Here is a 23,411-nt window from a genome sequence, read left to right on the forward strand (position 1 = left end):
GAGGTTTTTTCGTATGACCACTTCTTTGCAACCTGCTTATGCCTTGGTCCCGGGTGCGAACCTGGAAGCCTATGTGCACACGGTCAACAGCATTCCATTGCTGACGCCCGAGCAGGAGCGTGAACTGGCCGAGAGTCTCTACTATGAGCAGGATTTGGGGGCGGCTCGGCAGATGGTGCTCGCCCACCTGCGTTTTGTCGTACATATCGCCCGTAGCTATAGCGGCTACGGTCTGGCCCAGGCCGACCTGATTCAGGAAGGCAACGTTGGCCTGATGAAGGCAGTGAAGCGTTTCAACCCTGAAATGGGCGTGCGCCTGGTTTCGTTTGCCGTGCACTGGATCAAGGCGGAAATCCACGAGTTCATCCTGCGCAACTGGCGCATCGTGAAAGTGGCCACTACCAAGGCCCAGCGCAAGCTGTTCTTCAACCTGCGCAGCCAGAAAAAACGCCTGGCGTGGCTGAACAACGAAGAAGTCCACCGCGTGGCCGAAAGCCTCGGTGTGGAACCGCGTGAAGTGCGCGAGATGGAAAGCCGTCTGACCGGCCATGACATGGCCTTCGACCCAGCCGCCGAAGCGGATGACGACAGCGCCTTCCAATCGCCGGCCAACTACCTGGAAGACCACCGGTACGACCCGGCGCGTCAACTGGAAGACGCCGACTGGAGCGACAACTCCAACCACAACCTGCACGAAGCGCTGGAAGTGCTGGACGACCGCAGCCGTGACATCCTCTACCAGCGTTGGCTGGCAGAAGAAAAAGCCACGCTGCACGACCTGGCGCAGAAGTACAACGTGTCGGCCGAGCGGATTCGTCAGCTTGAGAAAAGCGCGATGAACAAGCTGAAGTTGTCGATCGCCGCTTAAAATGCAGCGAACAAAAAATGCTCCGGTCGAAAGACCGGGGCATTTTTGTTTGTGTTCGAAAAGTCTCAAGCCCAACTCGGTTTAATGTGGGAGCTGGCTTGCCTGCGATGAGGCCGTGTCAGATGAAGCATGGGTTACTGACCCACCGCTATCGCAGGCAAGCCAGCTCCCACGGGTCCCATATTGTGTCAGTCGGACCAGGGTGCCTTTCGAGAGTTGTTCAGCTCCATCAGGTAACCATCCCCGCCCAATTGGCTCATCTGCTGGCGAATCCACGCCGCCCGCCGTGCCACATAAGCCGTCGGATGGCTGGCACTCCACACCCTAGGGTTGGGCAATACCGCCGCCAGGTAGCTGGCCTGCTGCCGCGAAAGGCCCTTGGCGCTCACGCCAAAATGGTGCCGCGCCGCTGCCTCTGCGCCAAACACACCTTCATCCCATTCCACGCTGTTGAGGTACACCTCAAGAATCCGCTGCTTGGGCCACAACACCTCGATCAAACCGGTAAACCACGCCTCCAGGCCTTTGCGCAAATAGCTGCGGCCGGCCCACAGGAACAGGTTTTTCGACACCTGCTGGCTCAGGGTGCTGGCACCGCGAATCGAGCCGCCGCGTTCGTTGTGCAGAATCGCCGCCTGGATCGCGCCGAAATCAAAACCCCAATGTTGTGGGAAGCGCTGGTCTTCACCGGCCATCACCGCCACTTTCAGGTCATCGGATATTTCATCCCATGGCACCCAGCTGCGTTGCAGGTCGATAGGCTCACCGTCGACCCAGGACTCGACCTTGCGCTCCACCATCAGCGCAGTGAACGGTGGCGGCACCACACGAAACAGCAGCACCAGCAACACACTGCCGATGGCAAACCATTTCACGACGTTGAGAAAGCGTTTGAAGAGGACACGCAGCATAGAGATGGCTTGGCCGAACCCGTTGAGCGGGCCATTATACAGACCCTGCCCGATGAGTCTGACTGGAGTTCCCCATGCTGCGTAGCTTTCTGATGCTGGCTGCCTTTTTCGGCTTTACCGGTGTCGCCCTGGGCGCGTTCGCCGCCCACGGCCTGAAAAACCGCCTGAGCACCGACTACCTGGCGATCTTTCATACTGGTGTGACCTACCAGTTGGTGCATGCCCTGGCACTGTTCGGCGTGGCCTTGCTGGCGGCGCATATTCCGGGTCGGCTGGTCACTTGGGCGGGTATTTCGTTTACCGTCGGTATCCTGCTGTTCTCGGGCAGCCTGTATGTGCTGACGATGACCGGCATCAGTAAACTGGGGATCATCACGCCGTTTGGCGGGCTGGCGTTCCTGCTCGGCTGGTTCTTCCTGGGCCTGGCGGCGTGGCGCTTGCAGCTTTGACCGCTTGACGCTTGGAGCTGACCTTCAGGTTCCAATCGCGCTAGAATGCGGGCCCCTAAAAACGATGGCGGCCCGTGGCATGCGCATTCAGTTGAACGGCGAACCCTTTGAACTGCCCAACGGCGAAACCGTTGCGGCCCTGCTGACCCGTCTGGACCTGACCGGGCGTCGCGTCGCAGTGGAGCTCAACCTGGATATCGTCCCGCGTAGCCAGCACGCCGAGACTGTGCTCACCGAAGGTGACCAGATCGAAGTGGTCCACGCCATCGGCGGCGGCTAGCCCGCCACGGCCGCAACGCATTCTGCAGAACCTCATCCAACCAGAGGATTTCCCATGAGCATCGTTCGTAGCGACAAGCCTTTCGTCCTGGCCGGTCGTACCTACCAGTCCCGTCTGCTGGTCGGCACCGGCAAGTACCGCGACATGGAAGAAACCCGCCTGGCCATCGAAGCCTCGGGTGCCGAGATCGTCACCTTCGCCGTACGCCGCACCAACCTCGGCCAGATCGAGGGCGAGCCGAACCTGCTCGAAGTGCTGTCGCCGGAGCGCTACACCTTCCTGCCAAATACCGCGGGCTGCTACGACGCCATCGAAGCCGTGCGCACCTGCCGCCTGGCCCGTGAGCTGCTCGACGGCCACAACCTGGTGAAGCTGGAAGTGCTGGCCGACCAGAAAACTCTGTTCCCCAATGTGATCGAAACCCTCAAGGCCGCCGAGACCTTGGTCAAGGAAGGCTTCGACGTGATGGTCTACACCAGCGATGACCCGATCATCGCGCGCCAACTGGCAGAAATCGGCTGTATCGCCGTGATGCCGCTGGCTGGTTTGATCGGTTCCGGCCTGGGCATCTGCAACCCGTACAACCTGCAGATCATCCTTGAAGAAGCCAAGATCCCGGTGCTGGTTGATGCGGGCGTGGGCACTGCCTCCGACGCAACCATCGCCATGGAACTGGGCTGCGACGCGGTGCTGATGAACTCGGCCATTGCCCATGCCCAGCAACCAATCATGATGGCCCAAGCCATGAACCACGCCATCGTCGCGGGCCGCCTGGCCTACCTCGCCGGGCGCATGCCGAAAAAACTCTATGCCAGCGCCTCTTCGCCGCTGGATGGTCTGATCAAGTAAGAGCTATTGATGACTGAATCAAACGAAACGCCGAACACCGTGGAAGAAGGCGACGAGTCCAAGCACCGCCGCATCAAGAGTTTTGTGATGCGCGCCGGCCGCATGACCGAAGGCCAACAAAAGGGCCTGGAACAGGGCACGCCGCTGTTCGTCTTGCCCCTGGCCGACGCGCCGGTGGACTATGACCAAGTGTTCGGCCGTTCAGCCCCACGCTCCCTGGAAATCGGTTTCGGCATGGGTCATTCCCTGCTGGAAATGGCCGCAGCCGCGCCGGAGCAGGATTTCATCGGTGTGGAAGTGCACCGCCCAGGCGTCGGCGCATTGCTCAACGGTGTGTTGACCCAAGGCCTGAAAAACCTGCGGGTCTACGACTGCGATGCGATTGAAGTGCTCAACCGCTGCATCGCCGACAACAGCCTCGACCGCCTGATGCTGTTCTTCCCCGACCCATGGCACAAGGCCCGTCACCACAAGCGCCGCATCGTCCAGGCGTCCTTCGCGGAACTGGTGCGCAGCAAGCTGAAAGTGGGCGGCATCCTGCACATGGCCACCGACTGGGAACCGTACGCGGAATACATGCTGGAAGTGATGAACGTCGCCCCCGGCTACCGCAACCTGGCCGAAGACGGCAAATGTGTGCCACGCCCGGCCGAGCGGCCGATCACCAAGTTCGAACGCCGTGGCGAGCGATTGGGGCATGGGGTGTGGGATTTGAAATTCGAGAAGCTGGCTTAAACAGTCATCAGCTTGAAACGCAATCAAATGTGGGAACTGGCTTGCCTGCGATAGCATCACCTCGGTATCACTGATACACCGAGGTGTCTGTATCGCAGGCAAGCCAGCTCCCACATTTGTTTTGTAGTGCCTGCTGAGTCAGCGGCGGTCTGCTACCACGCCAATCAACACCAGCACCACGATCAACACCGGCGCCAGGCTGTAGTTATTGAACTGGCTCAACCCTCGCACAATCCACGGCGTGGCGTAGATCAACGCCGCACCGCTGCCGATCAGGCACAGCAGGGCCATCAAGGGTACGCGCAAGGCGCCGGCGATGCTGCCCAGGCGCGCTTCGACCCAGCCCTTGATGTCGGCGCCGAACAGCACCAGCAAACAGCCCACAAGGGCCAACGAGATTTCCGACAGGTTGCTACGGCTCCAGCGGGATACGGTGGCGAGCAGGTCGAGTACCAGATCCATTCGATTTCCTTAAGAGCTATCAGCTCAAAAACTTCTGCAACAGGTCATTGAGAAAGAGTTGCCCGCGGTCGGTGGCCGCCAGGCGTGACGGTTCGACCTGCATTAATCCACTTTGTTCTGCGTCGCGGCGGCCTTCATCGAGGCTCGCCAGATCGAGGCCGGTGCGCTCGGCGTAGAGCTTGGCATCAACCCCTTCGGTGAGGCGCAGCGCGTTCATCAGAAACTCGAACGGCAGTTCATCGTTGGTCAGTTCTTTCGCGCCGGCCTGGAAGCTTTTGGCCGGGTTGAGGTAGTCCTTTGGTGCACGGGTTTTCCAGGTGCGGATAATGCGCCCGTCCGGGTGGCTGAGCTTGCCGTGGGCCCCGGCGCCGATGCCGATAAAGTCGCCAAAGCTCCAGTAATTGAGGTTATGCCGCGCCGGCCGCCCCGGTTGGGCGTAGGCCGAGACTTCATATTGTGCGTAACCGTGTTCGGCGAGCAGTGCCTGGCCGGCTTCCTGAATATCCCACAGCGTGTCGTCTTCCGGCAACGCGGGTGGCTGGTTCCAGAACACGGTGTTGGGTTCCAGGGTCAGTTGGTACCAGGACAGGTGCGTCGGCTTGAGTGCAATGGCCTGGCGCAGGTCGCCCAAGGCGTCCTCCAGGGACTGGTTGGGCAGGCCGTGCATCAAGTCCAGGTTGAAGTTGTCGAACCCGGCCTGGCGCGCCATGCCGGCTGCGCGCACGGCTTCATCGCCATTGTGGATACGGCCCAGGGCTTCAAGCTTCTCTTGCTGGAAGCTCTGGATGCCGATGGACAGGCGATTGATCCCCAGTTTGCGGTACGCCACGAACTTCTCTTGTTCGAACGTCCCGGGGTTGGCTTCCAGGGTGATCTCGATATCGTCAGCAAACGGGATACGCGCTTGAACGCCCTTGAGCAGGCGGCCCAGTGCAGCCGCGCTGAACAGGCTGGGCGTGCCGCCGCCAAAGAAGATCGAACTCAGCTTACGGCCATATACGGCGTGCAGGTCTTGGTCCAGGTCGGCCAGCAGGGCATCCACATACTCTTCTTCCGGCAGCACTTTGCTCGCGGTGTGGGAGTTGAAGTCGCAATACGGGCATTTGCGCACGCACCACGGGATATGGATGTACAGCGCCAGGGGCGGCAGATGGGGCAGGGCCGCCCGTGGTGTTTGCGCGCCACCGTGGATCAGCGGCTGCGCAGAGGTGTTCTGGGTCATTTCAAACCCAGGCGCTGGCGCAGCAACGCCATGGCGCGGGCGCGGTGGCTGATCTGGTTCTTGTCGGCCGGGCTCAGTTCGGCGCTGGAGACATTGCGCTCCGGCACCCAGAACAGCGGGTCATAGCCAAACCCATGCTCACCGCTGGCCGCGTGCAGGATGCGCCCGTGCCACAAGCCTTCACACAGGATCGGCAGCGGGTCGTCGGCATGCCGCACCAGGGCCAACACGCAGACGAACTGCGCACCACGCTCGGCCTCCGGCACGTCCTTGAGGGCGTCGAGCAGCTTGGCGTTGTTGGCTGCGTCGCCCCGGCCTTCGGCGTAACGTGCCGAGTAGATTCCAGGGGCGCCGCCGAGGAAATCCACGGCCAGGCCCGAATCATCCGCCAGGGCCGGCAGGCCAGAGATACGCGCAGCATTGCGGGCCTTGAGGATGGCATTCTCGACGAAAGACAGGCCGGTCTCTTCCGGTTCGACCTGGCTGAACTCGCCGATCGAACGCAGTTGCACAGACTCACCGAGCATGGCCTGCAGTTCTTTGAGTTTGCCGGCGTTATGGCTGGCGAGTACGAGTTGGGTAAGGTTCATCATTGGGCGGGGAACAGTTCTTGGTTGAATTGGAAGCCGTGGGCCTTGCCGCCGGTTTCAACGTTGATGGTGAAGGTCTTGTATTCCCGTTGCGTCACGGTGTAGGGCGCGAGGTAGCTGATGCCGCCTTTTTCTTCGATCTGCTTGAACGTCAGGATCTCGCTTTTGCCGCCGAGGTCCTTGATAGTGCCGGTGACTTGCGCGGCCACTGGGCTTACGCCCTTGATCACGGTGACGTTGATCAACCCCTTCTCCTTGCTGCGCACCACGCCGACTTTCTGGGCGGTCTCGGGTGGCAGGAAGCTTGAAGTGAAGGTGTTGTAATGAACGGTGATATCGCCGAAGTCTTTTTTGCGATTAGCGTCGATAGCGTCGGCGGCCATGGCGCTGGCGCCCAGGCATGCGGTCAATAGAAAAATAGCCAAACGACTCATGAACGTCCCTCTTGAAGATGATTAGACGGCAACTTTGTGGTCGGTCAGGCCAGGGCTGCTGACCCGGTAGATACCAATTTCGCCCAACAGGTTGGGCCATAGCTTACTCGCCCAGCCGTGGCGGTGCTGTTGATCGACGGCAAGGCGGTTGATCACCTTGGCTTCACGCTCGCCACACAGGGCTTCGAAGTCTTCGAAGGTGCAGAAGTGGATGTTCGGCGTGTTGTACCAGGTGTACGGCAGGAAGTCGGAGACCGGCATGCGCCCCTTGGTGGCCAGGTACCAGCGGCAGCGCCAGTGGCCAAAGTTGGGGAAGGTGATGATGCATTGGCGGCCCACGCGCAGCATTTCGTCAAGGATGCGGTCCGGGTAGTGCACCGCTTGCAGGGCCTGGGTCATCACCACGATATCGAAGCTGTTGCTGGCAAAGTTGCCCAGGCCCTTGTCCAGGTCCTGCTCGATCACGTTGATGCCCTTGGCCACGCATTGGGCGATGTTGTCCGGGTCGTTTTCCAGGCCGTAGCCGGTGACTTGCTTGTGGTCGCGCAGCCAGCTCAGCAGTTCGCCGTCGCCGCAGCCCAGGTCGAGCACGCGGCTGCCGGCGGGGATCCAGTCTTGGATGATTTCCAGGTCGGCTCTCATGGCGTTCTCACAAGCGAAATACGGTTCATGTAGTTACTGAACGCCTGCAGGTAGCGTGGGATCGGAATCAGGAAGGCGTCGTGGCCTTGCGGTGCATCGATCTCCAGGTAGCAGACGTCTTTCTTGGCGGCCATTAGGGCATCCACCAGCTCACGGGAGCGCGCTGGCGAAAAGCGCCAGTCGGTGGTGAACGACATCACGCAGAACTTGGCCGTGGCGTGCTCGAAGGTTTTTGCCAGGTCGTCATCGTGGTTGGCGGCCGGGTCGAAGTAGTCCAGAGCCTTGGTCATCAGTAGGTAGGTGTTGGCGTCAAAGCGCCCTGAGAATTCCTCGCCCTGATAACGCAGGTAGCTTTCCACCTGGAACTCGACGCTGTGGAAGTCGTAGTTGAGCTTCTCGCTCTTGAGGCCTCGGCCGAATTTCTCGCCCATGGAATCGTCGGACAGGTAGGTAATGTGGCCGACCATCCGCGCCAGCATCAGGCCGCGCTTGGGGATCACGCCCGCTTCCTGGAACGAACCGCCGTGGAACTCGGGGTCGGTGAGGATCGCCTGGCGCGCCACTTCGTTGAAGGCGATGTTCTGCGCCGACAACTTGGGCGCCGAGGCGATGGCCAGGCAATGACGCACGCGGTCCGGGTAGGTGATGGTCCATTGCAGGGCCTGCATGCCGCCCAGGCTGCCGCCAATCACGGCGGCCCACTGGCTGATGCCCAGCAAGTCGGCCAGGCGCGCCTGGCTGTGCACCCAGTCTTCCACGGTCAGCACCGGGAAGTCGGCGCCGAACGGCTTGCCGGTTTCCGGGTTGAGGCTGCTGGGGCCGGTGGAACCGTTGCAGCCGCCAAGGTTGTTCAGGCTGACCACAAAGAACTTGTTGGTGTCGATGGGCTTGCCGGGGCCGATGCAACTGTCCCACCAGCCGGGTTTGCGGTCGTCAACGCTATGGAAGCCGGCGGCGTGATGATGGCCGGATAAGGCATGGCAGATCAGCACGGCGTTGCTCGCCGTGGCGTTCAGTTGGCCATAGGTTTCGTAGATCAGGTCGTAGGCTGGCAACGAACGGCCGCAGGCCAGGGCCAGGGGTTCGCTGAAATGCGCCACTTGTGGCACGACCAGTCCAACAGAATCGGGGGGGAAGGCAGCTGGCATCGACCCTGCTCTCGTTTAAATGAGGCGTAAGTCTAAAGAGCGGGGACCCTAGCGGCAAGCAAAGGTCGGGGGTTAGCGTGATCGTTCCCACGCTCCGCGTTTGATCGTTCCCATGCTCCGCCTGGGAATGCCTCTTGGGACGCTCTGCGTCCTGCCCTGGTGACGCGGAGCGTCACGGGCTGCATTCCCACGCAGAGCGTGGGAACGATCTATCGGTCAGATCAGGCCAAACAACTCTTTTGGCATGTAGGCAAAGTACGCCAGGCGCGGAATCACCCAGCTCTGCAGCAACTGAATCACGATAAACGCAAAGATCGGCGAGATATCCAGGCCCCCCAGGTTCGGGATCAGGCGACGGAAGGGTGCCAGCACGGGCTCGGTGATCTGAGCCACCAATTCGGCACCTGGGCTACGGCTGCCCGGTGCGACCCACGAAAGGATCACGCTGATGATCATCGACCAGAAGATGATCTTCAGGAACAGCGAGAAAATACCGATCAGGCCCCATGGCAACAGCAGCACGGTGAAGGCCTGGTAGCCGTTGAGCATCAGGATCACCACGAACAGCAGGATTTGCAGCAGCAACGCCAGCACCAGCGACGACATGTCCAGGCCGAACAGGCTCGGGATCACCCGGCGCAGCGGCTTGAGCAGTGGTTGGGTGGCCTTCACCACGAACTGGCACAGCGGGTTGTAGAAGTTTGCACGCACCAGTTGCAGGATAAAGCGCATCAGCACGATCAGCAGGTACAAGCTGCCCAGGGTCTGGATGATGAAAATGGCAGCGTCATTGATTCCGAGCATGTTTGATTACCTTGGTAAGGGACGACTATTTGCCCAGTTGCTCAGCCATCTCGGCTGAACGATGTGCGGCGGCACCCAGTGCTGTTTCCACCAGGGCTTCAAAGCCCCCGGCCTGGAACGACTCGATAGCCGCTTGTGTGGTGCCACCTGGCGAGGTGACGCGACGGCGCAGTTCGGCGGCATCCACCTCGCTGCCGACCGCCATTTTCGCGGCGCCCAGGGCAGTTTGCTCCGCCAGTTGCTCGGCCACGTCGTGGGGCAGGCCCAGCTTGACGCCGGCGGCCGTCATGGCCTCGATCAGCAGGAAGAAGTAGGCCGGGCCACTACCGGAAACGGCGGTAACCGCATCCAGTTGCTGTTCCTGCTCCAGCCATACGGCGAGGCCCACCGCAGACAGCAGTTCCTGGGCCTGGTCACGTTGCTGCGCGGTGACTTCGCCAGTGGCATACAAACCGCTGACGCCCTGGCGCAGCAGCGCCGGGGTGTTGGGCATGCAGCGCACGATGGGCTGGGCGCCGAGCCAGTTGGTCATGCTGGCGCAGGTGATGCCAGCGGCAATCGACACCACCAGTTGGTGAGGTTGCAGGCTCGGGCGCAGGCTCTCGCACACGGCCTTCATGGCCTGGGGCTTGACCGCCAGCACGATCACATCGACGCCGTGGATGGCCTCGGCGTTATCGGCGAAGGTCTGGATACCGTGTTCGGCGCTGACGCGCTCGCGGGTCTCGGCGCCCGGGTCGCTGGCGCGGATCTGCTCGGCGTCCAGGCCCTTGGCCCGCAGGCCACCGATCAGGCTGGCCGCCATGTTACCGGCGCCGATAAAGGCAATACGCGTGTTGCTCATGACAGGTCCTTATTTTCGAGGGATGTCAGCCATTTCACGGCTGGCCGTAGTCGCGGGCGCCAAACAGGGCGGTACCGATCCGCACCCAGGTGGCGCCTTGGGCAATGGCCGACTCAAGGTCATGGCTCATGCCCATGGAAAGTGTGTCCAGCGGCAGGTTCAGGCTGGCTTGCAGGTCGCGAACAGTGGCAAACGCCGCATCCTGCTCCGCCCGGTCTTCAGTCGGCTCGGGAATTGCCATCAAACCCCGCAGCTTCAAGCGCGGCAGGGCGCTGATCGCCGTGGCCAGGGCCGGCAGGTCGGCGGGTGTGCAGCCGGACTTGCTGGCTTCGCCACTGACATTGACCTGAATGCAGATATTGAGCGGCGGCAGGTCGGCCGGGCGTTGTTCGGACAGGCGTTGCGCGATTTTCAGGCGGTCCACGGAATGCACCCAAGCGAAGTTCTCGGCGATGGCGCGAGTCTTGTTCGATTGAATGGGGCCGATGAAGTGCCAACTCAAGGGCAGGTCGGTCAAATCCGCCTGTTTGCCCAAGGCTTCCTGCAGGTAGTTTTCCCCAAAGTCGTGCAGCCCGGCGGCATAGGCGTCGCGTACCGCCTGCGCGGGTTTGGTCTTGCTCACGGCCAGCAGGTGGATGCTGCTTGCGTCACGTTGCACGGCGTCGGCTGCGGCGCGGATGCGCTGGCTAACCAGGCCGATGTTGTCTGCTATCGTCGACATTCAAGATGCGCCCGTGGATATGGAGTCCGCGGCATTCTACTGGAAATGGAAAGCCCTATGGATATCACGCAATTGCTGACGGCCAGCGTAAGCCGAGGCGCCTCAGACCTGCATCTGTCAGCCGGCCTGGCACCGATGCTGCGCATTGATGGCGAGGTTTGGCCGCTGGATGGGCCAGCGCTGAACGCTACCCAAGTGGTCGACTTATTGAGCCCTTTGCTGAATAAACATCAACAAAAGGATTTCGAAACATCTCTTGAAACGGATTTTGCCTTCGAATTGCCAGGCGTCGCCCGGTTCCGGGCGAACGTGTTCCGCCAGGATCGCGGCGTGGGTGCGGTGTTCCGGGCTATTGCGACTGAGGTCCAAAGCCTGGAGGACCTGGGACTGGGCGAGGTGTTCCAGCGTATCGCCCGCCTTCCTCGCGGCCTGGTGCTGGTGACCGGGCCCACCGGCTCGGGCAAGTCTACGACCCTGGCGGCGATGATCGACGACCTCAACCGGCATCGACGCCAGCATATCCTTACGCTGGAAGACCCCATCGAGTTTATCCACAGGCCGAAACTGGCGCTGGTCAACCAGCGCCAGGTGCATCGAGACACCCACAGTTTCTCGGTGGCCCTGCGTTCAGCCCTGCGAGAAGACCCGGATGTGATCCTGGTGGGTGAATTGCGCGATCTGGAAACCATCCGCCTTGCGCTGACGGCGGCAGAGACCGGACACCTGGTGTTCGGCACCCTGCACACCTCGTCGGCGGCAAAGACAGTGGACCGGCTGGTAGACGTCTTCCCGGCCGAGGAGAAGGCCATGGTCCGCTCGATGCTGTCGGAGTCGTTGCAGGCGGTGGTGTCTCAGGTGCTGGTGAAGAAGGTGGTCGGTGGGCGCGTGGCCGCTCATGAAATCATGCTGGGCACCCCGGCGATTCGTAACTTGATTCGCGAAGACAAGGTGGCGCAGATGGTTTCGGCTATCCAGACGGGAGGGGCGTTGGGGATGAAGACCCTGGATATGAGTTTGAAGGCGTTGGTCGGCGCGGGGCTGGTCAGTCGGGAAGAGGCCCGGGAGAAGGCGAGGGTACCGGCAGATATCTAGAACACACAGATGCACAATGTGGGAGCTGGCTTGCCTGCGATAGCGGACTGTCAGGCACTCTCTCTGCCAACTGACACTCCGTCATCGCAGGCAAGCCAGCTCCCACATTTGATCGCATTTCAAATGGGGAGCTTCAGTGGCGCCTGGCTTAGCGCTGCACGATCCGCAGGTTGTTGTTCTGCTCTTTAGGCAGTACCCGCTTGGCAATCACGTAGTTCTTGTCCCAGAACGGCTTTTTCAGTGTGTCGATGCTCACCGACTTGCCACGGCGCGGTGCGTGGATAAAGCGGTCGTTGCCCAGGTAGATGGCGACGTGATTGACCTGGCGGCTCTTGAGTTTGAAAAACAACAGGTCGCCCGGTTTCAGGTCTTTACGGTCCACCTTCAACCCATGGCCGGCCGCCATGGCGTTGGAAGTGCGTGGCAGGTCCACCGCTTTTACATCGTTAAATGCATATTTCACCAAGCCGCTGCAGTCGAACCCTTTACTTGGGCTGCTGCCGCCCCAACGATAAGGTGTACCGAGCACGTTGACGGCACGGCTCAAGACGTTGCTGCTTTGCTTGGTGTTCACGGCCAACTGGGTGGAAAGCGCTTTGCCGTGGGCCTTGCTCAGTTGAGTCGGGCGGCTGACGGTCGGCTTTGCCGATTTGGCAGTGCTGGGCGTGCTATGGACTTTAGGGGTGAAACCGTTAACGTTCGGAAGTCGTTGCTCACGATTGGTGGCGTGGGCGGCCAGTGGCATTAATAGGCAAATGGTTAGCCATGTCTTGAAAAATGGTCGCATTAGGCGTGGCTCTTATGGGTTTGCGCGCAACTTTATAACAGCTTTTTGTGCTGTTCTCAGCCCGTTTGTCGACTGAACCTTGGGGTCAAATTCAGGAAAAACGCGACGATTCGCCGCAATTGTCCTACACAAGTCAGGCGCTACAAGGCTTTGAGGGCAGAACGATACCATTTGCCGTACGTCGGGCGCCCGTAAAAAAGTCACAAAGAAAATGAAAAAATTTATCTATCGAAGCAAAAGAGGTCCTTCATGAACACCTATCAACAGGTTGCTCAGCATCAAGACACCCACAGCAAGGCGATTGGTTACCTGCTGTGGATTTTCGGTTTTACCGGGGCTCATCGCTTTTATTACGGCAAGCCTGTGACGGGAACGATCTGGTTTTTCACCTTCGGCTTGTTCGGCATTGGCTGGTTGATCGACTTGTTCCTGATCCCGGCCATGGACCGTGAAGCCGACCTGCGGTTTACCGCAGGGCCGATTGAATACAGCGTGGCGTGGATTTTGTTGGCGTTCCTGGGGGTGTTTGGTGTGCACCGTATGTATCAGGGCAAATGGATCACCGGCCTGATCTACCTGCTGACCGGCGGTTTGTTCCTGATCGGGGTGCTGTATGACTTCTGGACGCTGAACACGCAGATCTCGATCCGCAATGCCGAGCGCAACAGCGGGCGCTGAGCACTGATCGTTCCCACGCTCCGCGTGGGAATGCAGCCCAGGACGCTCCGCGTCCACCTTTGGAGTGCTGACGCAGAGCGTCACAGAATGCGTTCCCACGCAGAGCGTGGGAACGAGCTTGCGCGTCAAGCCTGGTAGCTGATCCGTCCATCCATCAAGGTATACCGCACCGTCGCCGGCAGGCTGTGGCCGATGAACGGGCAGTTTTCGCCCTTGGACAACCAACGCTCACCAGCCACCGTCGAGCTTGCCAGGTCGAACAGCACCAGGTCCGCCGGTGAACCCACCGCCAACTGGCCCGCCGGCAAGCGCAGGGCCTCGGCCGGGCCGGCGCTCAGGCGTGCCAGCAGTGTCGGAAGGTCCAGCAAGCCGTCTTCCACCAGCGTCATCGCCAGTGGCAACAACAACTCCACGCTGCTGATGCCTGGCTCGGTCGCGCCAAACGGTGCCAGCTTGGCGTCTCGCTCGTGAGGTTGGTGATGGCTGGAAATCGCCGACACCACACCCGACTTCACCGCCGCACGCAAACCGTCACGGTCAGCCTTGGTGCGCAGCGGGGGCTGTACGTGGTACAGGCTGGAGAAGTCGATCAGCGCCTCATCCGTCAGGATCAGTTGGTACAGGGCGACATCCGCGGTGACCCGCAAGCCGCGGGCCTGGGCCTGGGCGATCAGAGCCACGCCCCGGGCGCTGGTCAACTGGCTGAAATGCGCACGCACGCCGCTTTGCTCCACCAGCAACAGGTCACGAGCGAGAGCCACGGTTTCTGCTGTTTCCGGAATGCCCGGCAGGCCGAGGAAGCTGGCCACTGCGCCTTCGTGGGCCAGGCCGCCTTCGGCCAGGTCGCGGTCCTGGGAATGGAAGATCACCGTCAAGTCGAAGGTGGCCGCGTATTCCAGGGCGCGGCACAAGGTGCGCGTGCTGCGAAAGCTTTCCAGGCCATTGCCGAAGGCCACGCAACCGGCGTCACGCAGGGCGATCAATTCGGCGAGTTGTTCGCCATCCAGGCCCTTGCTCAAGGCACCAATGGGAAACACTTTGCAGTTGCCGGCTTCGCGGGCGCGGTCGAGGATCAGCTCGGTCACGGCCGACGTGTCCAGCACCGGCTTGGTGTTGGGCGGGCAACACAGGCTGGTCACGCCACCGGCTGCCGCGGCCTGGGTTTCGCTGGCGATATTGCCTTTGCGGCTGTAGCCCGGCTCGCGCAGTGCGACATTCAGGTCCACCAGCCCAGGCGCGGCCACCAGGCCCTTGGCATCGATGCTCTGGCCGGCGTTGAAGCCTGCGGGGGCGGCGCCCATGGCGACGATCTTGCCGGCGTCCAGGTGTAGATCGGTAACTTGGTCCAGGCCACTGGCCGGGTCGATGACTCGGGCGCCGAGAATGCTGAGCTTCACTGGGCCTGCTCCTGCTCGAATTGACGTTGCGCGGTTTGCCCGCTCATGGCCATGGACAGCACGGCCATGCGCACGGCGATGCCGTAGGTCACTTGGTTGAGAATCACCGACTGCGGGCCATCGGCCACCGCCGACTCAATTTCCACGCCGCGGTTGATCGGCCCCGGGTGCATCACGATTGCATCCGGCTTGGCCATGGCCAGGCGTGCGGTGGTCAGGCCGAACAGGCGGTAGAACTCACCTTCGCTGGGCAACAAGCCCCCGGCCATGCGCTCGCGTTGCAGGCGCAGCATGATCACTACGTCCACATCCTTGAGGCCCTCGGCCATGTCGGTGTAGACCTTCACGCCATACTGTTCAATGCCGATTGGCAACAGGGTCTTGGGCGCGATCACGCGGATATCCGGGCAACCCAGGGCCTTGAGAGCCAGCATGTTCGAACGTGCAACCCGCGAATGCAGGATGTCGCCGACGATGGCTACCGAGAGGTTTTCAAAGCTGCCCTTGTGCCGACGAATGGTGAGCATGTCGAGCATGCCCTGGGTCGGGTGCGCGTGACGGCCGTCGCCGCCATTGATGATCGCCACGTTCGGGCACACATGCTCGGCGATGAAATGCGCAGCGCCGGAGTCGCCGTGGCGTACCACGAACATGTCGGCGGCCATGGCTTCCAGGTTGCGCAGGGTATCGAGCAGGGTTTCGCCCTTGCTCGCCGACGAGGTGGACACGTTCAACGTGATCACATCGGCCGACAGCCGCTGGGCCGCCAGTTCAAAGGTGGTGCGGGTGCGGGTGGAGTTCTCGAAGAACACGTTGCAGATGGTTTTACCGCGCAACAGCGGGACTTTCTTCACTGCCCGGCCACCGACTTCCAGGAACGAATCGGCGGTATCGAGGATTTCGGTGAGCAGTTCGCGGGGCAAACCGTCGAGGGACAAGAAGTGTTGCAACTGGCCCTGAGCATTGAGCTGCAGCGGGCGCTTGGCATCTAGAGGCGTCATCGCGGGGACTCTTTACAAGGCGGTTTAAAGGGCAAGGTCTTGCAGTTCGAGTTCGAGCGGCGTGGGACCGGACAATTTTACCCGCTGCTGGGGGGCAAGCGACAGGGTCGCGCCTACGACGTCCGGGCTGATCGGCAGTTCGCCGGCATCCAGGTCCAGCAGGCACACCAGGGTCACGCTGGCCGGGCGGCCATAGTCGAACAGTTCGTTCATGGCGGCGCGGATGGTGCGGCCGCTCATCAGCACGTCGTCGATCAGTACCAGGTGCTGGCCTTCGATCTCGAAGGGCAGGGCCGAAGGGCGCACTTGTGGATGCAGGCCGTTCTGGCTGAAATCGTCGCGGTAGAAGGACACGTCCAGCGTGCCCAGGGGCGAATCGCTGCCCAGTGCTTCCAGCAATGCCTGGGCTACCCACACGCCACCGGTGCGTATGCCGATAAAACGCGGTTCGCTGATGGCACGGTGTTCCAGGTGCGCCTTGAGGCGTATCGCCATCTGGCTGATCAGTTCGGCAGGGTTCGGCAAGCTCATGGTGGCTCCTTATCAAGTGTGTAGGAGCGAGCTTGCTCGCGAAAAACTCATGGGCACCGCGTTCATCCAGTCTTCTCGCGGTATCGTTAACGTTCTTCGCGGGCAAGCCCGCTCCCACAGGATCGCGGCGGGTCAGGATTCAAATAAAGCGGTGTTTTCATCCAGCCAGCCCTGCAACAGCAAGGCCGCGGCGATGGCGTCTACCGGGTTGTCGCGGTAACTGCCCTTTTGCCCGCCACGGTCGCGGCGCTCCCCCTTGGCTTCGAAGGTGGTGAGGCGTTCGTCGTGGGTATAGAAGGGCAGGTTGTAGCGGCCATTGAGGCGGCGCGCGAACTTCTCGGCGCGCAGGCACATGTCACTGGGGGTGCCATCCATGTTCAGGGGCAGGCCGACCACTACCGCGTCAGGCTTCCACTCTTTGATCAGGGCTTCGACCTGGTTCCAGTCCGGCACGCCGTTCTGGGCCTTGAGGGTGCACAGCTCGCGGGCTTGGCCGGTAATGACCTGGCCAACCGCTACGCCGATCTGTTTGGTGCCGTAGTCAAAACCGAGGATCAGACGCAAGGCCATCAGGCGTGCCCCGCCTGGCTGGTCAGCAGGCTGAGGTTGACCCGCAGCTTGGCTGCTGCCGCTTCCAGGCGCAGTTCGCTGGCGGTGTTGAACAGGATGTCAGCGTCGAACGGGCAGGTCAGCCAGGCATTGCTGGCCAGTTCGGCCTCCAGTTGCCCGGCTTCCCAACCGGCGTAGCCGAGGGTGATCACACTTTGCTCAGGGCCGACGCCGTCGGCGATGGCGAACAGCACGTCCTGGGATGTGGACAATGACACACCCTCAAGGTCTACCGTGGCCTGGAACTTGGGCCCGGTGGGGTGCAGCACAAAACCGCGATCGGTCTGCACCGGCCCGCCGATGTAGATCGGTACGCCCTGGCAACGCGCCGGCGGGTCGATTTCCGGGCGCAGTTGCTCAAGGATATCGGCCAGGTTCAGCTCCTGCGGGCGGTTGACCACCAACCCCATGGCACCATTGGCCGTGTGCTCGACGATGTAGGTCAAGGTCTGCGCAAAGTTCGGGTCGGCCATATGGGGCATGGCGATCAGGAATTGGTGCTTGAGGTAGGTCGGGCTGACGTTTTTCATGTCCGCTAGTGTGGCGTTGGAGGGGCGAACTGACAAGTGCGGGCGCGAGCCTGATCGCTGATCGTTCCCATGCTTTGCGTCGGATTGCATCCCGGGGCGCTCCGCGTCCCAAGAGCAGACGCAGAGCGTCCATGGCGGCATTCCCACGCGGAGCGTGGGAACGATCTGTGCGATCAGTTGCTGGACAACCGGTCGCCCTTGGCGAACCGCCAGGTGCGGATGATTTCCAGGCGGTCCACGTCGCTCAAGTCGCCGCTGAACGGCGCAAAGGGCGCGGCCAGGCGCACGATGCGTTGCGCAGCCTGGTCCAGCAGCGGCTGGCCGGAGGACTCCAGCACCTGCACCTCATACAGCGAGCCGTCACGGTTGATCGACACCAGCAAGCGCAAATTGCCATAAATCTGTTGGCGCCGCGCCTCGTCCGGGTAATTGAGGTTGCCGATGCGTTCGACTTTCTTGCGCCACTCGTCCTTATACCAGGCACCTTTATCGCGCATGGTTGAGGCGGCGTTCAGACGGTAGATGCGGGGGCGCTTGGCATAAAGCTGTTGCTCATGGGCCAGTTCGGCTTCCAGGCTGGAAATTTCGTCGGATAACGTCGAACTGTCGAACGTCGGCGCAGGTTTCACTGGCTCGGGCTTGGGTTCGGTCTTGGCCTTTTCGCGCTGGGTCGGGGCTTTTTGCGGTTTGGGCGCGACAGTCGTCACCGCAGCCTTGGGCGTGGCCTGCCTGACCTCAGGCTTGGGCGCTGGCGGCGGAGTGACCTTCTTGACCTGGTTGTCATGGAAGGGCGCTACCTCGGTGGTCTTGGGCACGGCTTTCTTGTCGAGGGTGCCGCTGCCCTGTTGGTTGTCCTGGGCGAGAAAGTCAGCCTTTTCGGGCTTCTTTTCGCTTTTGAACGTGGCGAGAGTGATTTCCAGGGTCTTGGTGATCTGCTTGGGTTCGACCAGGGTGAACCCCACACCCAGGAGCAGGGCGAGATGAATCAAGGCAGCGAGAAACAGGGTAAAACCGAGACGATCGGCCGGGCGCACGCCGCTGGGGGAGAATTCGGGGGGCAGATCGGACGGGAGTGTCATGACAAGAAAACCAACATCGCGCGTTTCACAGGTGGCGCATGATAACGCAATGTTGGTAGGTGTCCGGCTGTTCTATGTCACTTGGCTTGTAGCTTGCGTTCAATGGCGGCCATCAGCATTTCGCCGATGTTCGTGCCAAATGCGTTGTCGATCTCGCGAATACAGGTCGGGCTGGTGACGTTGATTTCAGTGAGGTTCTCGCCAATTACGTCTAGTCCGACAAATAGCAGACCTTTTTCCCGCAGGGTTGGACCGACTTGAGCGGCGATCCAGCGGTCTTTTTCTGACAACGGCCGCGCTTCACCGCGACCACCGGCCGCCAGGTTGCCACGGGTCTCGCCGGCTGCCGGGATCCGCGCCAGGCAATAATCCACCGGCTCGCCGTCAATCATCAGGATACGTTTGTCGCCATCCTTGATCGCCGGCAGGTAGGCCTGGCCCATGATCTGCTGGGTGCCCAGGGCGGTCAGGGTTTCGAGGATCACCGACAGGTTCGGGTCGCCGGCGCGGTGACGGAAGATCGAGGTGCCGCCCATGCCGTCCAGCGGCTTGAGGATCACGTCGCCATGCTTGGCGGCGAATTCACGCAGTACATCGGCGCGGCGGCTGACCACGGTCGGTGGCGTGCACTGCGGGAACAGGGTGGCGAACAGTTTTTCATTACAGTCGCGCAGGCTTTGCGGCTTGTTGACGATCAACACGCCCGCGCGTTCGGCCTGCTCCAGCAGGTAGGTGGAGTACACAAATTCCATGTCGAACGGCGGATCCTTGCGCATCAGGATCACGTCGAGGTCGCTCAGCGGGCTGTCGATTTCGTCAGAAAGCTCGAACCACTTCTCGGGGTTGGCAAACACCTGCAGCGGGCGCATGCGTGCGCGGGCCTCGCCGTCACCCTGGTAAAGGTCGCGCTGCTCCATATAGAACAAGGTCCAGCCGCGGGCCTGGGCGGCCAGGAGCATGGCCAGCGAACTGTCCTTTTTATAGGAAATGCTGGCGATAGGGTCCATGACAATGCCGACGCGAACGCTCATGGGGATTTCCTCTAGCAAATTAGGGCGCATAAAAGTGGCGTCAGAGTGGCGCTGCGGCTGTTGTGGGTCAAGGAAAAACCATTGGGCGGGTGCCTCGATAGATTGCGCCAGGAGACTGTGCTAAAAAGGCTGGCACGGCGCAGCAGCCCTTGAATTCCAAGGCTTGCGGCGTTCATCCTGTGCAACATCAGGCAGTACACACCGAAAACCGATTCGCTGTGGCGATGGTAGAGCAGATATGGAACAGCATTCCAACGCCTTGAAGGTGATGGTAATCGACGATTCGAAAACGATCCGCCGCACCGCCGAGACGCTGTTGAAGAACATGGGGTGCGAGGTCATCACGGCGATCGACGGTTTCGACGCCCTGGCCCGTATTGTCGATCATCACCCGCACATTATCTTTGTCGACATCATGATGCCGCGCCTGGACGGCTACCAGACCTGCGCCCTGGTGAAGAACAACCCGGCGTTCAAGTCGATCCCGGTGATCATGTTGTCTTCCAAGGACGGCCTGTTCGACAAGGCCAAGGGGCGCATCGTGGGTGTCGATCAATTTTTGACCAAGCCTTTCAGCAAGGAAGAACTGCTGGGGGCGATCAAGGCCTATGTGCCTGGGTTCGCCGCAGTAGAACAAGCACACTGACGCCGCCTCACGAGGGCCGGCGCCGACCAATGTAGCGGGGAAAACCATGGCACGTGTTCTGATCGTCGACGATTCGCCGACCGAAATGTACAAACTCACCGGCATGCTGGAAAAGCATGGCCACCAGGTGCTCAAGGCCGAAAACGGCGCGGACGGCGTGGCCCTGGCCCGTCAGGAAAAGCCCGACGCGGTGCTGATGGATATCGTGATGCCCGGCCTCAACGGCTTCCAGGCCACGCGCCAGTTGTCCAAGGAGCCGGAAACCAACGGTATCCCGATCATCATCATCACCACCAAGGATCAGGAAACCGACAAGATCTGGGGCGCACGCCAGGGCGCCAAGGACTACCTGACCAAGCCTGTGGATGAAGAAACCCTGATTGCCACCCTGAACAAGGTGCTGGCCGGCTAAGGCTTGCGATCATGACCGAGTCGCAAACCGCCTTCGAGCTGCTGCTGGACATCGACCGCCGCTGCCGCTTGCTGGCCGCGGACCTGCCGTCCCAGGAAACGCGCCTGCAACGCTGGAGCGGCATCGCTTTCCGCATAGGGCCAAACGCCTACGTGGCGCCCATGGGCGAAGTCGCCGAGGTGTTGCATGAGCCACGTTGCACCTTGATGCCGGGGGTCAAGCCCTGGGTCAAGGGCGTGGCCAACCTGCGCGGGCGCTTGCTTCCGGTGATGGACCTGGGCGGTTTCCTGGGCCTTGAGTTGTCCAGGGCGCGCAAGCAACGGCGGGTGCTGGTGGTGGAGTTCAACGACCTGTTTGTCGGGCTGCTGGTAGATGAGGTGGTAGGCATGCAGCATTTCCCATTGGATGCCTGGGTGGCGAGCGCTGCCTCGAGCGCGCCGTTTATTCAGGGCCAGTTCGACGGCGACCCGCCGTGGCAAGTCTTCAGCCCCTTCGCCCTGGCCCAGGCCCCTGGCTTCATGGATGTTGCCGCATGAGCACCGCTACCACGCCCAAACCCCAGGCCGCTTCGCGCAGCCGTTCGCAGATCATCGTGCTGTTTATCGCCTTGATCGTGTTCATCATGCTGCTGTTCGCCAACTTCGCGTACCTCAACACCCAGTCCACTTACGATAAGCAGTACATCGGCCACGCCGGTGAGCTGCGCGTGCTGTCCCAGCGCATTGCCAAGAACGCCACCGAGGCCGCTGCCGGGAAAGCGGCGGCGTTCAAGCTGCTGGGCGATGCGCGCAACGATTTTGCCCAGCGCTGGGGCTACCTGAAAAAAGGTGACCCGCAAACCGGCTTGCCGGCGGCGCCCAGTGCGGTGCGCGCCGAAATGCGGGCGGTGCAGACCGACTGGGAGGCGTTGCTGAAAAACACCGACGCCATCCTGGCCAGCGAGCAGACCGTGTTGTCGTTGCACCAGGTGGCGGCGACCCTGGCCGAAACCGTACCGCAACTGCAGATCGAGTCGGAAAAAGTCGTGGATATCCTGCTGCAACGCGGCGCCCCGGCCAGCCAGGTAGCCTTGGCCCAACGCCAGTCGCTGCTGGCCGAACGTATCCTGGGGGCGGTCAACACGGTGCTGGCGGGGGATGAAACCGCCGGGCAGGCCGCCGATGCCTTCGGTCGCGATGCCAACCGTTTTGGCGTGGTGCTCAATGGCATGCTCAACGGCAACCCGGGGCTGCGTATCACCCAGGTCGAAGACCCGGATGCCCGGGCGCGGCTGGCGGACATCGCCGAGCTGTTCGAATTTGTCTCCGGCTCCGTGGATGAAATTCTCGAGACCTCGCCGCAGTTGTTCCAGGTGCGCGCCTCGGCGAGCAATATTTTCAACCTGTCGCAAACCCTGCTCGATGAAGCCTCGCACCTGGCCACGGGTTTTGAAAACCTCGCCAGCGGGCGCAGCTTCGACACCATCGGCGGTTACGTGCTGGGCTTGCTGGCGCTGGCCTCGATCATCCTGATCGGCCTGGTCATGGTGCGCGAGACCAACCGCCAACTGCATGAAACCGCGCAGAAGAACGAGCGCAACCAGAACGCGATCATGCGCCTGCTGGATGAAATCGAAGACCTGGCTGACGGCGACCTCACCGTCACCGCCTCGGTCACCGAAGACTTCACCGGCACCATCGCAGACTCCATCAACTATTCCGTGGATCAACTGCGCGACCTGGTCGCCACCATCAACCTCACTGCCGGGCAGGTCGCCGGTGCGGTGCAGGACACCCAGGCCACCGCCATGCACCTGGCCCAGGCGTCGGAGCATCAGGCCCAGCAGATTGCCGAAGCGTCCACGGCGATCAATCAGATGGCGCAGTCCATCGACCAGGTGTCGGCCAACGCGGCCGAATCCTCGGCGGTAGCTGAACGTTCGGTAGAGATCGCCAACAAAGGCAACGAGGTGGTGCACAACACCATCCACGGCATGGACAACATTCGCGAGCAGATCCAGGACACCGCCAAGCGCATCAAGCGTTTGGGCGAATCGTCCCAGGAAATTGGCGACATCATCAGCCTGATCGACGACATCGCCGACCAGACCAACATCCTCGCTCTCAACGCCGCGATCCAGGCCAGCATGGCCGGCGACGCCGGGCGCGGTTTTGCGGTGGTGGCCGATGAAGTGCAACGGTTGGCCGAGCGCTCCTCGGCGGCCACCCGGCAGATCGAAACCCTGGTGCGCACCATTCAGGCCGACACCAACGAAGCGGTGATTTCCATGGAGCAGACCACCACCGAAGTGGTGCGCGGCGCACGCCTGGCCCAGGACGCCGGGGTGGCGCTGGAGGAGATCGAAGGCGTGTCGAAAACCCTGGCAGCGCTGATCCAGAGTATTTCCAACGCGGCGCAGCAACAGACCTCATCGGCGGGGCAGATTTCCCTGACCATGAACGTGATCCAGCAGATCACCACACAGACGTCGTCGGGTTCCACCGCCACCGCAGAAAGCATTGGTAACCTGGCGAAGATGGCCAGCCAGTTGCGCAGGTCGGTATCGGGTTTTACCTTGCCGCCGCCCAAGCAGGTCGATGATTGAAATACGACCTGAAGAACACCACAGTCCAACTATGGCAGCTGGCTTGCCTGCGATAGCGGTCTGTCAGATACAGAA

29 protein-coding genes are annotated in these 23,411 nt (G+C 61.4%); 11 read left to right on the top strand and 18 right to left on the bottom strand.

What is annotated here, in order from left to right; genetic code table 11:
* Positions 1-13: 13 nt before the first annotated feature.
* Positions 14-868, top strand: coding sequence for an RNA polymerase sigma factor RpoH (gene rpoH, locus HU730_RS23310; RefSeq protein WP_003176698.1), 855 nt, complete (start codon positions 14-16; stop codon positions 866-868).
* Between the two features lie 188 nt (positions 869-1,056).
* Here the strand turns inward: rpoH and mtgA are convergent, their stop codons facing one another.
* The gene (gene mtgA, locus HU730_RS23315) at positions 1,057-1,779 is read right to left on the bottom strand and encodes a monofunctional biosynthetic peptidoglycan transglycosylase (RefSeq protein ID WP_054897583.1); all 723 of its coding nucleotides are present in this window, start codon (positions 1,777-1,779) and stop codon (positions 1,057-1,059) included.
* Positions 1,780-1,853: 74 nt separating this feature from the next.
* Here mtgA and HU730_RS23320 point away from each other — a divergent pair, with 74 nt between their 5' ends.
* The 4 genes from HU730_RS23320 to trmB all read left to right on the top strand — a co-directional run bounded on the left by HU730_RS23320 (position 1,854) and on the right by trmB (position 4,092).
* Positions 1,854-2,228 carry a DUF423 domain-containing protein gene (locus tag HU730_RS23320; RefSeq protein WP_054897582.1) on the top strand — a complete coding sequence of 125 codons (375 nt, stop codon included), beginning with the start codon at positions 1,854-1,856 and terminating at the stop codon, positions 2,226-2,228.
* 79 nt (positions 2,229-2,307) lie between these two features.
* Positions 2,308-2,508: a sulfur carrier protein ThiS gene (gene thiS / locus HU730_RS23325; RefSeq protein ID WP_186527465.1), complete on the top strand. Its 201-nt coding sequence runs from the start codon at positions 2,308-2,310 to the stop codon at positions 2,506-2,508.
* A 54-nt stretch (positions 2,509-2,562) separates the two neighbouring features.
* Positions 2,563-3,357 carry a thiazole synthase gene (locus HU730_RS23330; protein WP_014720334.1) on the top strand — a complete coding sequence of 265 codons (795 nt, stop codon included), beginning with the start codon at positions 2,563-2,565 and terminating at the stop codon, positions 3,355-3,357.
* A gap of 9 nt (positions 3,358-3,366) precedes the next feature.
* A complete protein-coding gene (gene trmB / locus HU730_RS23335) occupies positions 3,367-4,092 on the top strand; it encodes a tRNA (guanosine(46)-N7)-methyltransferase TrmB (protein WP_003195101.1) in 726 nt (241 codons plus the stop codon).
* Between the two features lie 138 nt (positions 4,093-4,230).
* Here the strand turns inward: trmB and HU730_RS23340 are convergent, their stop codons facing one another.
* From HU730_RS23340 to HU730_RS23380, 9 genes are all read right to left on the bottom strand, one after another.
* Positions 4,231-4,554, bottom strand: coding sequence for a DUF3392 domain-containing protein (locus HU730_RS23340; protein WP_003195099.1), 324 nt, complete (start codon positions 4,552-4,554; stop codon positions 4,231-4,233).
* 19 nt (positions 4,555-4,573) lie between these two features.
* Positions 4,574-5,776 (bottom strand): radical SAM family heme chaperone HemW, encoded by a 1,203-nt coding sequence (gene hemW, locus HU730_RS23345; protein ID WP_054897580.1) that lies wholly within the window; start codon positions 5,774-5,776, stop codon positions 4,574-4,576.
* The gene (gene rdgB, locus HU730_RS23350) at positions 5,773-6,369 is read right to left on the bottom strand and encodes an RdgB/HAM1 family non-canonical purine NTP pyrophosphatase (protein WP_072445592.1); all 597 of its coding nucleotides are present in this window, start codon (positions 6,367-6,369) and stop codon (positions 5,773-5,775) included. Before rdgB ends, hemW begins: the two co-directional genes overlap by 4 nt.
* On the bottom strand, positions 6,366-6,800 hold the full coding sequence (locus HU730_RS23355) for a DUF4426 domain-containing protein (RefSeq protein WP_057014172.1): 435 nt from the start codon (positions 6,798-6,800) through the stop codon (positions 6,366-6,368). Before HU730_RS23355 ends, rdgB begins: the two co-directional genes overlap by 4 nt.
* A gap of 21 nt (positions 6,801-6,821) precedes the next feature.
* Positions 6,822-7,442, bottom strand: coding sequence for a methionine biosynthesis protein MetW (gene metW, locus HU730_RS23360; protein ID WP_003195091.1), 621 nt, complete (start codon positions 7,440-7,442; stop codon positions 6,822-6,824).
* Positions 7,439-8,590: a homoserine O-acetyltransferase gene (locus HU730_RS23365; protein ID WP_034128945.1), complete on the bottom strand. Its 1,152-nt coding sequence runs from the start codon at positions 8,588-8,590 to the stop codon at positions 7,439-7,441. The genes metW and HU730_RS23365 overlap by 4 nt, the downstream gene beginning before the upstream one ends.
* Positions 8,591-8,806: 216 nt before the next feature.
* A complete protein-coding gene (locus HU730_RS23370; RefSeq protein ID WP_003195087.1) occupies positions 8,807-9,394 on the bottom strand; it encodes a YggT family protein in 588 nt (195 codons plus the stop codon).
* 25 nt (positions 9,395-9,419) lie between these two features.
* On the bottom strand, positions 9,420-10,238 hold the full coding sequence (gene proC / locus HU730_RS23375; RefSeq protein ID WP_014720329.1) for a pyrroline-5-carboxylate reductase: 819 nt from the start codon (positions 10,236-10,238) through the stop codon (positions 9,420-9,422).
* Positions 10,239-10,272: 34 nt separating this feature from the next.
* Positions 10,273-10,959 carry a YggS family pyridoxal phosphate-dependent enzyme gene (locus HU730_RS23380; RefSeq protein ID WP_054897577.1) on the bottom strand — a complete coding sequence of 229 codons (687 nt, stop codon included), beginning with the start codon at positions 10,957-10,959 and terminating at the stop codon, positions 10,273-10,275.
* A 57-nt stretch (positions 10,960-11,016) separates the two neighbouring features.
* Here HU730_RS23380 and HU730_RS23385 point away from each other — a divergent pair, with 57 nt between their 5' ends.
* Positions 11,017-12,051 (top strand): type IV pilus twitching motility protein PilT, encoded by a 1,035-nt coding sequence (locus HU730_RS23385; RefSeq protein WP_096142971.1) that lies wholly within the window; start codon positions 11,017-11,019, stop codon positions 12,049-12,051.
* A gap of 148 nt (positions 12,052-12,199) precedes the next feature.
* Here HU730_RS23385 and HU730_RS23390 read toward each other — a convergent pair whose 3' ends face one another.
* Entirely contained in the window at positions 12,200-12,838 is a 639-nt protein-coding gene (locus HU730_RS23390) for a C40 family peptidase (RefSeq protein WP_034128941.1), read from the bottom strand.
* 249 nt (positions 12,839-13,087) lie between these two features.
* On the opposite strand from HU730_RS23390, the gene HU730_RS23395 reads away from it, so the two are divergent.
* Positions 13,088-13,516 (top strand): TM2 domain-containing protein, encoded by a 429-nt coding sequence (locus HU730_RS23395; RefSeq protein ID WP_034128940.1) that lies wholly within the window; start codon positions 13,088-13,090, stop codon positions 13,514-13,516.
* Positions 13,517-13,641: 125 nt separating this feature from the next.
* Here HU730_RS23395 and HU730_RS23400 read toward each other — a convergent pair whose 3' ends face one another.
* The 7 genes from HU730_RS23400 to gshB all read right to left on the bottom strand — a co-directional run bounded on the left by HU730_RS23400 (position 13,642) and on the right by gshB (position 19,694).
* A complete protein-coding gene (locus HU730_RS23400; RefSeq protein ID WP_089041474.1) occupies positions 13,642-14,913 on the bottom strand; it encodes a dihydroorotase in 1,272 nt (423 codons plus the stop codon).
* Entirely contained in the window at positions 14,910-15,914 is a 1,005-nt protein-coding gene (locus HU730_RS23405; RefSeq protein ID WP_034128938.1) for an aspartate carbamoyltransferase catalytic subunit, read from the bottom strand. The genes HU730_RS23400 and HU730_RS23405 overlap by 4 nt, the downstream gene beginning before the upstream one ends.
* Positions 15,915-15,938: 24 nt before the next feature.
* On the bottom strand, positions 15,939-16,445 hold the full coding sequence (gene pyrR, locus HU730_RS23410) for a bifunctional pyr operon transcriptional regulator/uracil phosphoribosyltransferase PyrR (RefSeq protein ID WP_019817751.1): 507 nt from the start codon (positions 16,443-16,445) through the stop codon (positions 15,939-15,941).
* 132 nt (positions 16,446-16,577) lie between these two features.
* The gene (gene ruvX, locus HU730_RS23415; protein ID WP_003195067.1) at positions 16,578-17,015 is read right to left on the bottom strand and encodes a Holliday junction resolvase RuvX; all 438 of its coding nucleotides are present in this window, start codon (positions 17,013-17,015) and stop codon (positions 16,578-16,580) included.
* On the bottom strand, positions 17,015-17,584 hold the full coding sequence (locus tag HU730_RS23420) for a YqgE/AlgH family protein (RefSeq protein ID WP_017139445.1): 570 nt from the start codon (positions 17,582-17,584) through the stop codon (positions 17,015-17,017). Before HU730_RS23420 ends, ruvX begins: the two co-directional genes overlap by 1 nt.
* A 173-nt stretch (positions 17,585-17,757) precedes the next feature.
* On the bottom strand, positions 17,758-18,663 hold the full coding sequence (locus HU730_RS23425; protein ID WP_034128937.1) for an energy transducer TonB: 906 nt from the start codon (positions 18,661-18,663) through the stop codon (positions 17,758-17,760).
* Positions 18,664-18,740: 77 nt separating this feature from the next.
* Positions 18,741-19,694 carry a glutathione synthase gene (gshB, locus tag HU730_RS23430; RefSeq protein WP_034128936.1) on the bottom strand — a complete coding sequence of 318 codons (954 nt, stop codon included), beginning with the start codon at positions 19,692-19,694 and terminating at the stop codon, positions 18,741-18,743.
* Positions 19,695-19,932: 238 nt separating this feature from the next.
* Between gshB and pilG the strand changes: the two genes are divergently transcribed.
* Genes pilG through HU730_RS23450 form a run of 4 tightly spaced genes read left to right on the top strand, consistent with a single transcriptional unit; the run spans position 19,933 to position 23,336 of the window.
* Positions 19,933-20,340, top strand: a complete 408-nt coding sequence (pilG, locus tag HU730_RS23435) for a twitching motility response regulator PilG (RefSeq protein ID WP_014720321.1) — start codon at positions 19,933-19,935, stop codon at positions 20,338-20,340.
* Positions 20,341-20,386: 46 nt separating this feature from the next.
* Positions 20,387-20,752 (top strand): twitching motility response regulator PilH, encoded by a 366-nt coding sequence (gene pilH / locus HU730_RS23440; RefSeq protein ID WP_014720320.1) that lies wholly within the window; start codon positions 20,387-20,389, stop codon positions 20,750-20,752.
* 11 nt (positions 20,753-20,763) lie between these two features.
* Entirely contained in the window at positions 20,764-21,288 is a 525-nt protein-coding gene (locus HU730_RS23445; protein WP_034128935.1) for a chemotaxis protein CheW, read from the top strand.
* Positions 21,285-23,336: a methyl-accepting chemotaxis protein gene (locus HU730_RS23450; RefSeq protein ID WP_034128934.1), complete on the top strand. Its 2,052-nt coding sequence runs from the start codon at positions 21,285-21,287 to the stop codon at positions 23,334-23,336. Before HU730_RS23445 ends, HU730_RS23450 begins: the two co-directional genes overlap by 4 nt.
* The last annotated feature ends 75 nt before the right edge of the window (positions 23,337-23,411 follow it).

This window comes from Pseudomonas sp. SWRI22, from assembly GCF_014268395.2.
Classification (GTDB): domain Bacteria; phylum Pseudomonadota; class Gammaproteobacteria; order Pseudomonadales; family Pseudomonadaceae; genus Aquipseudomonas; species Aquipseudomonas paracarnis.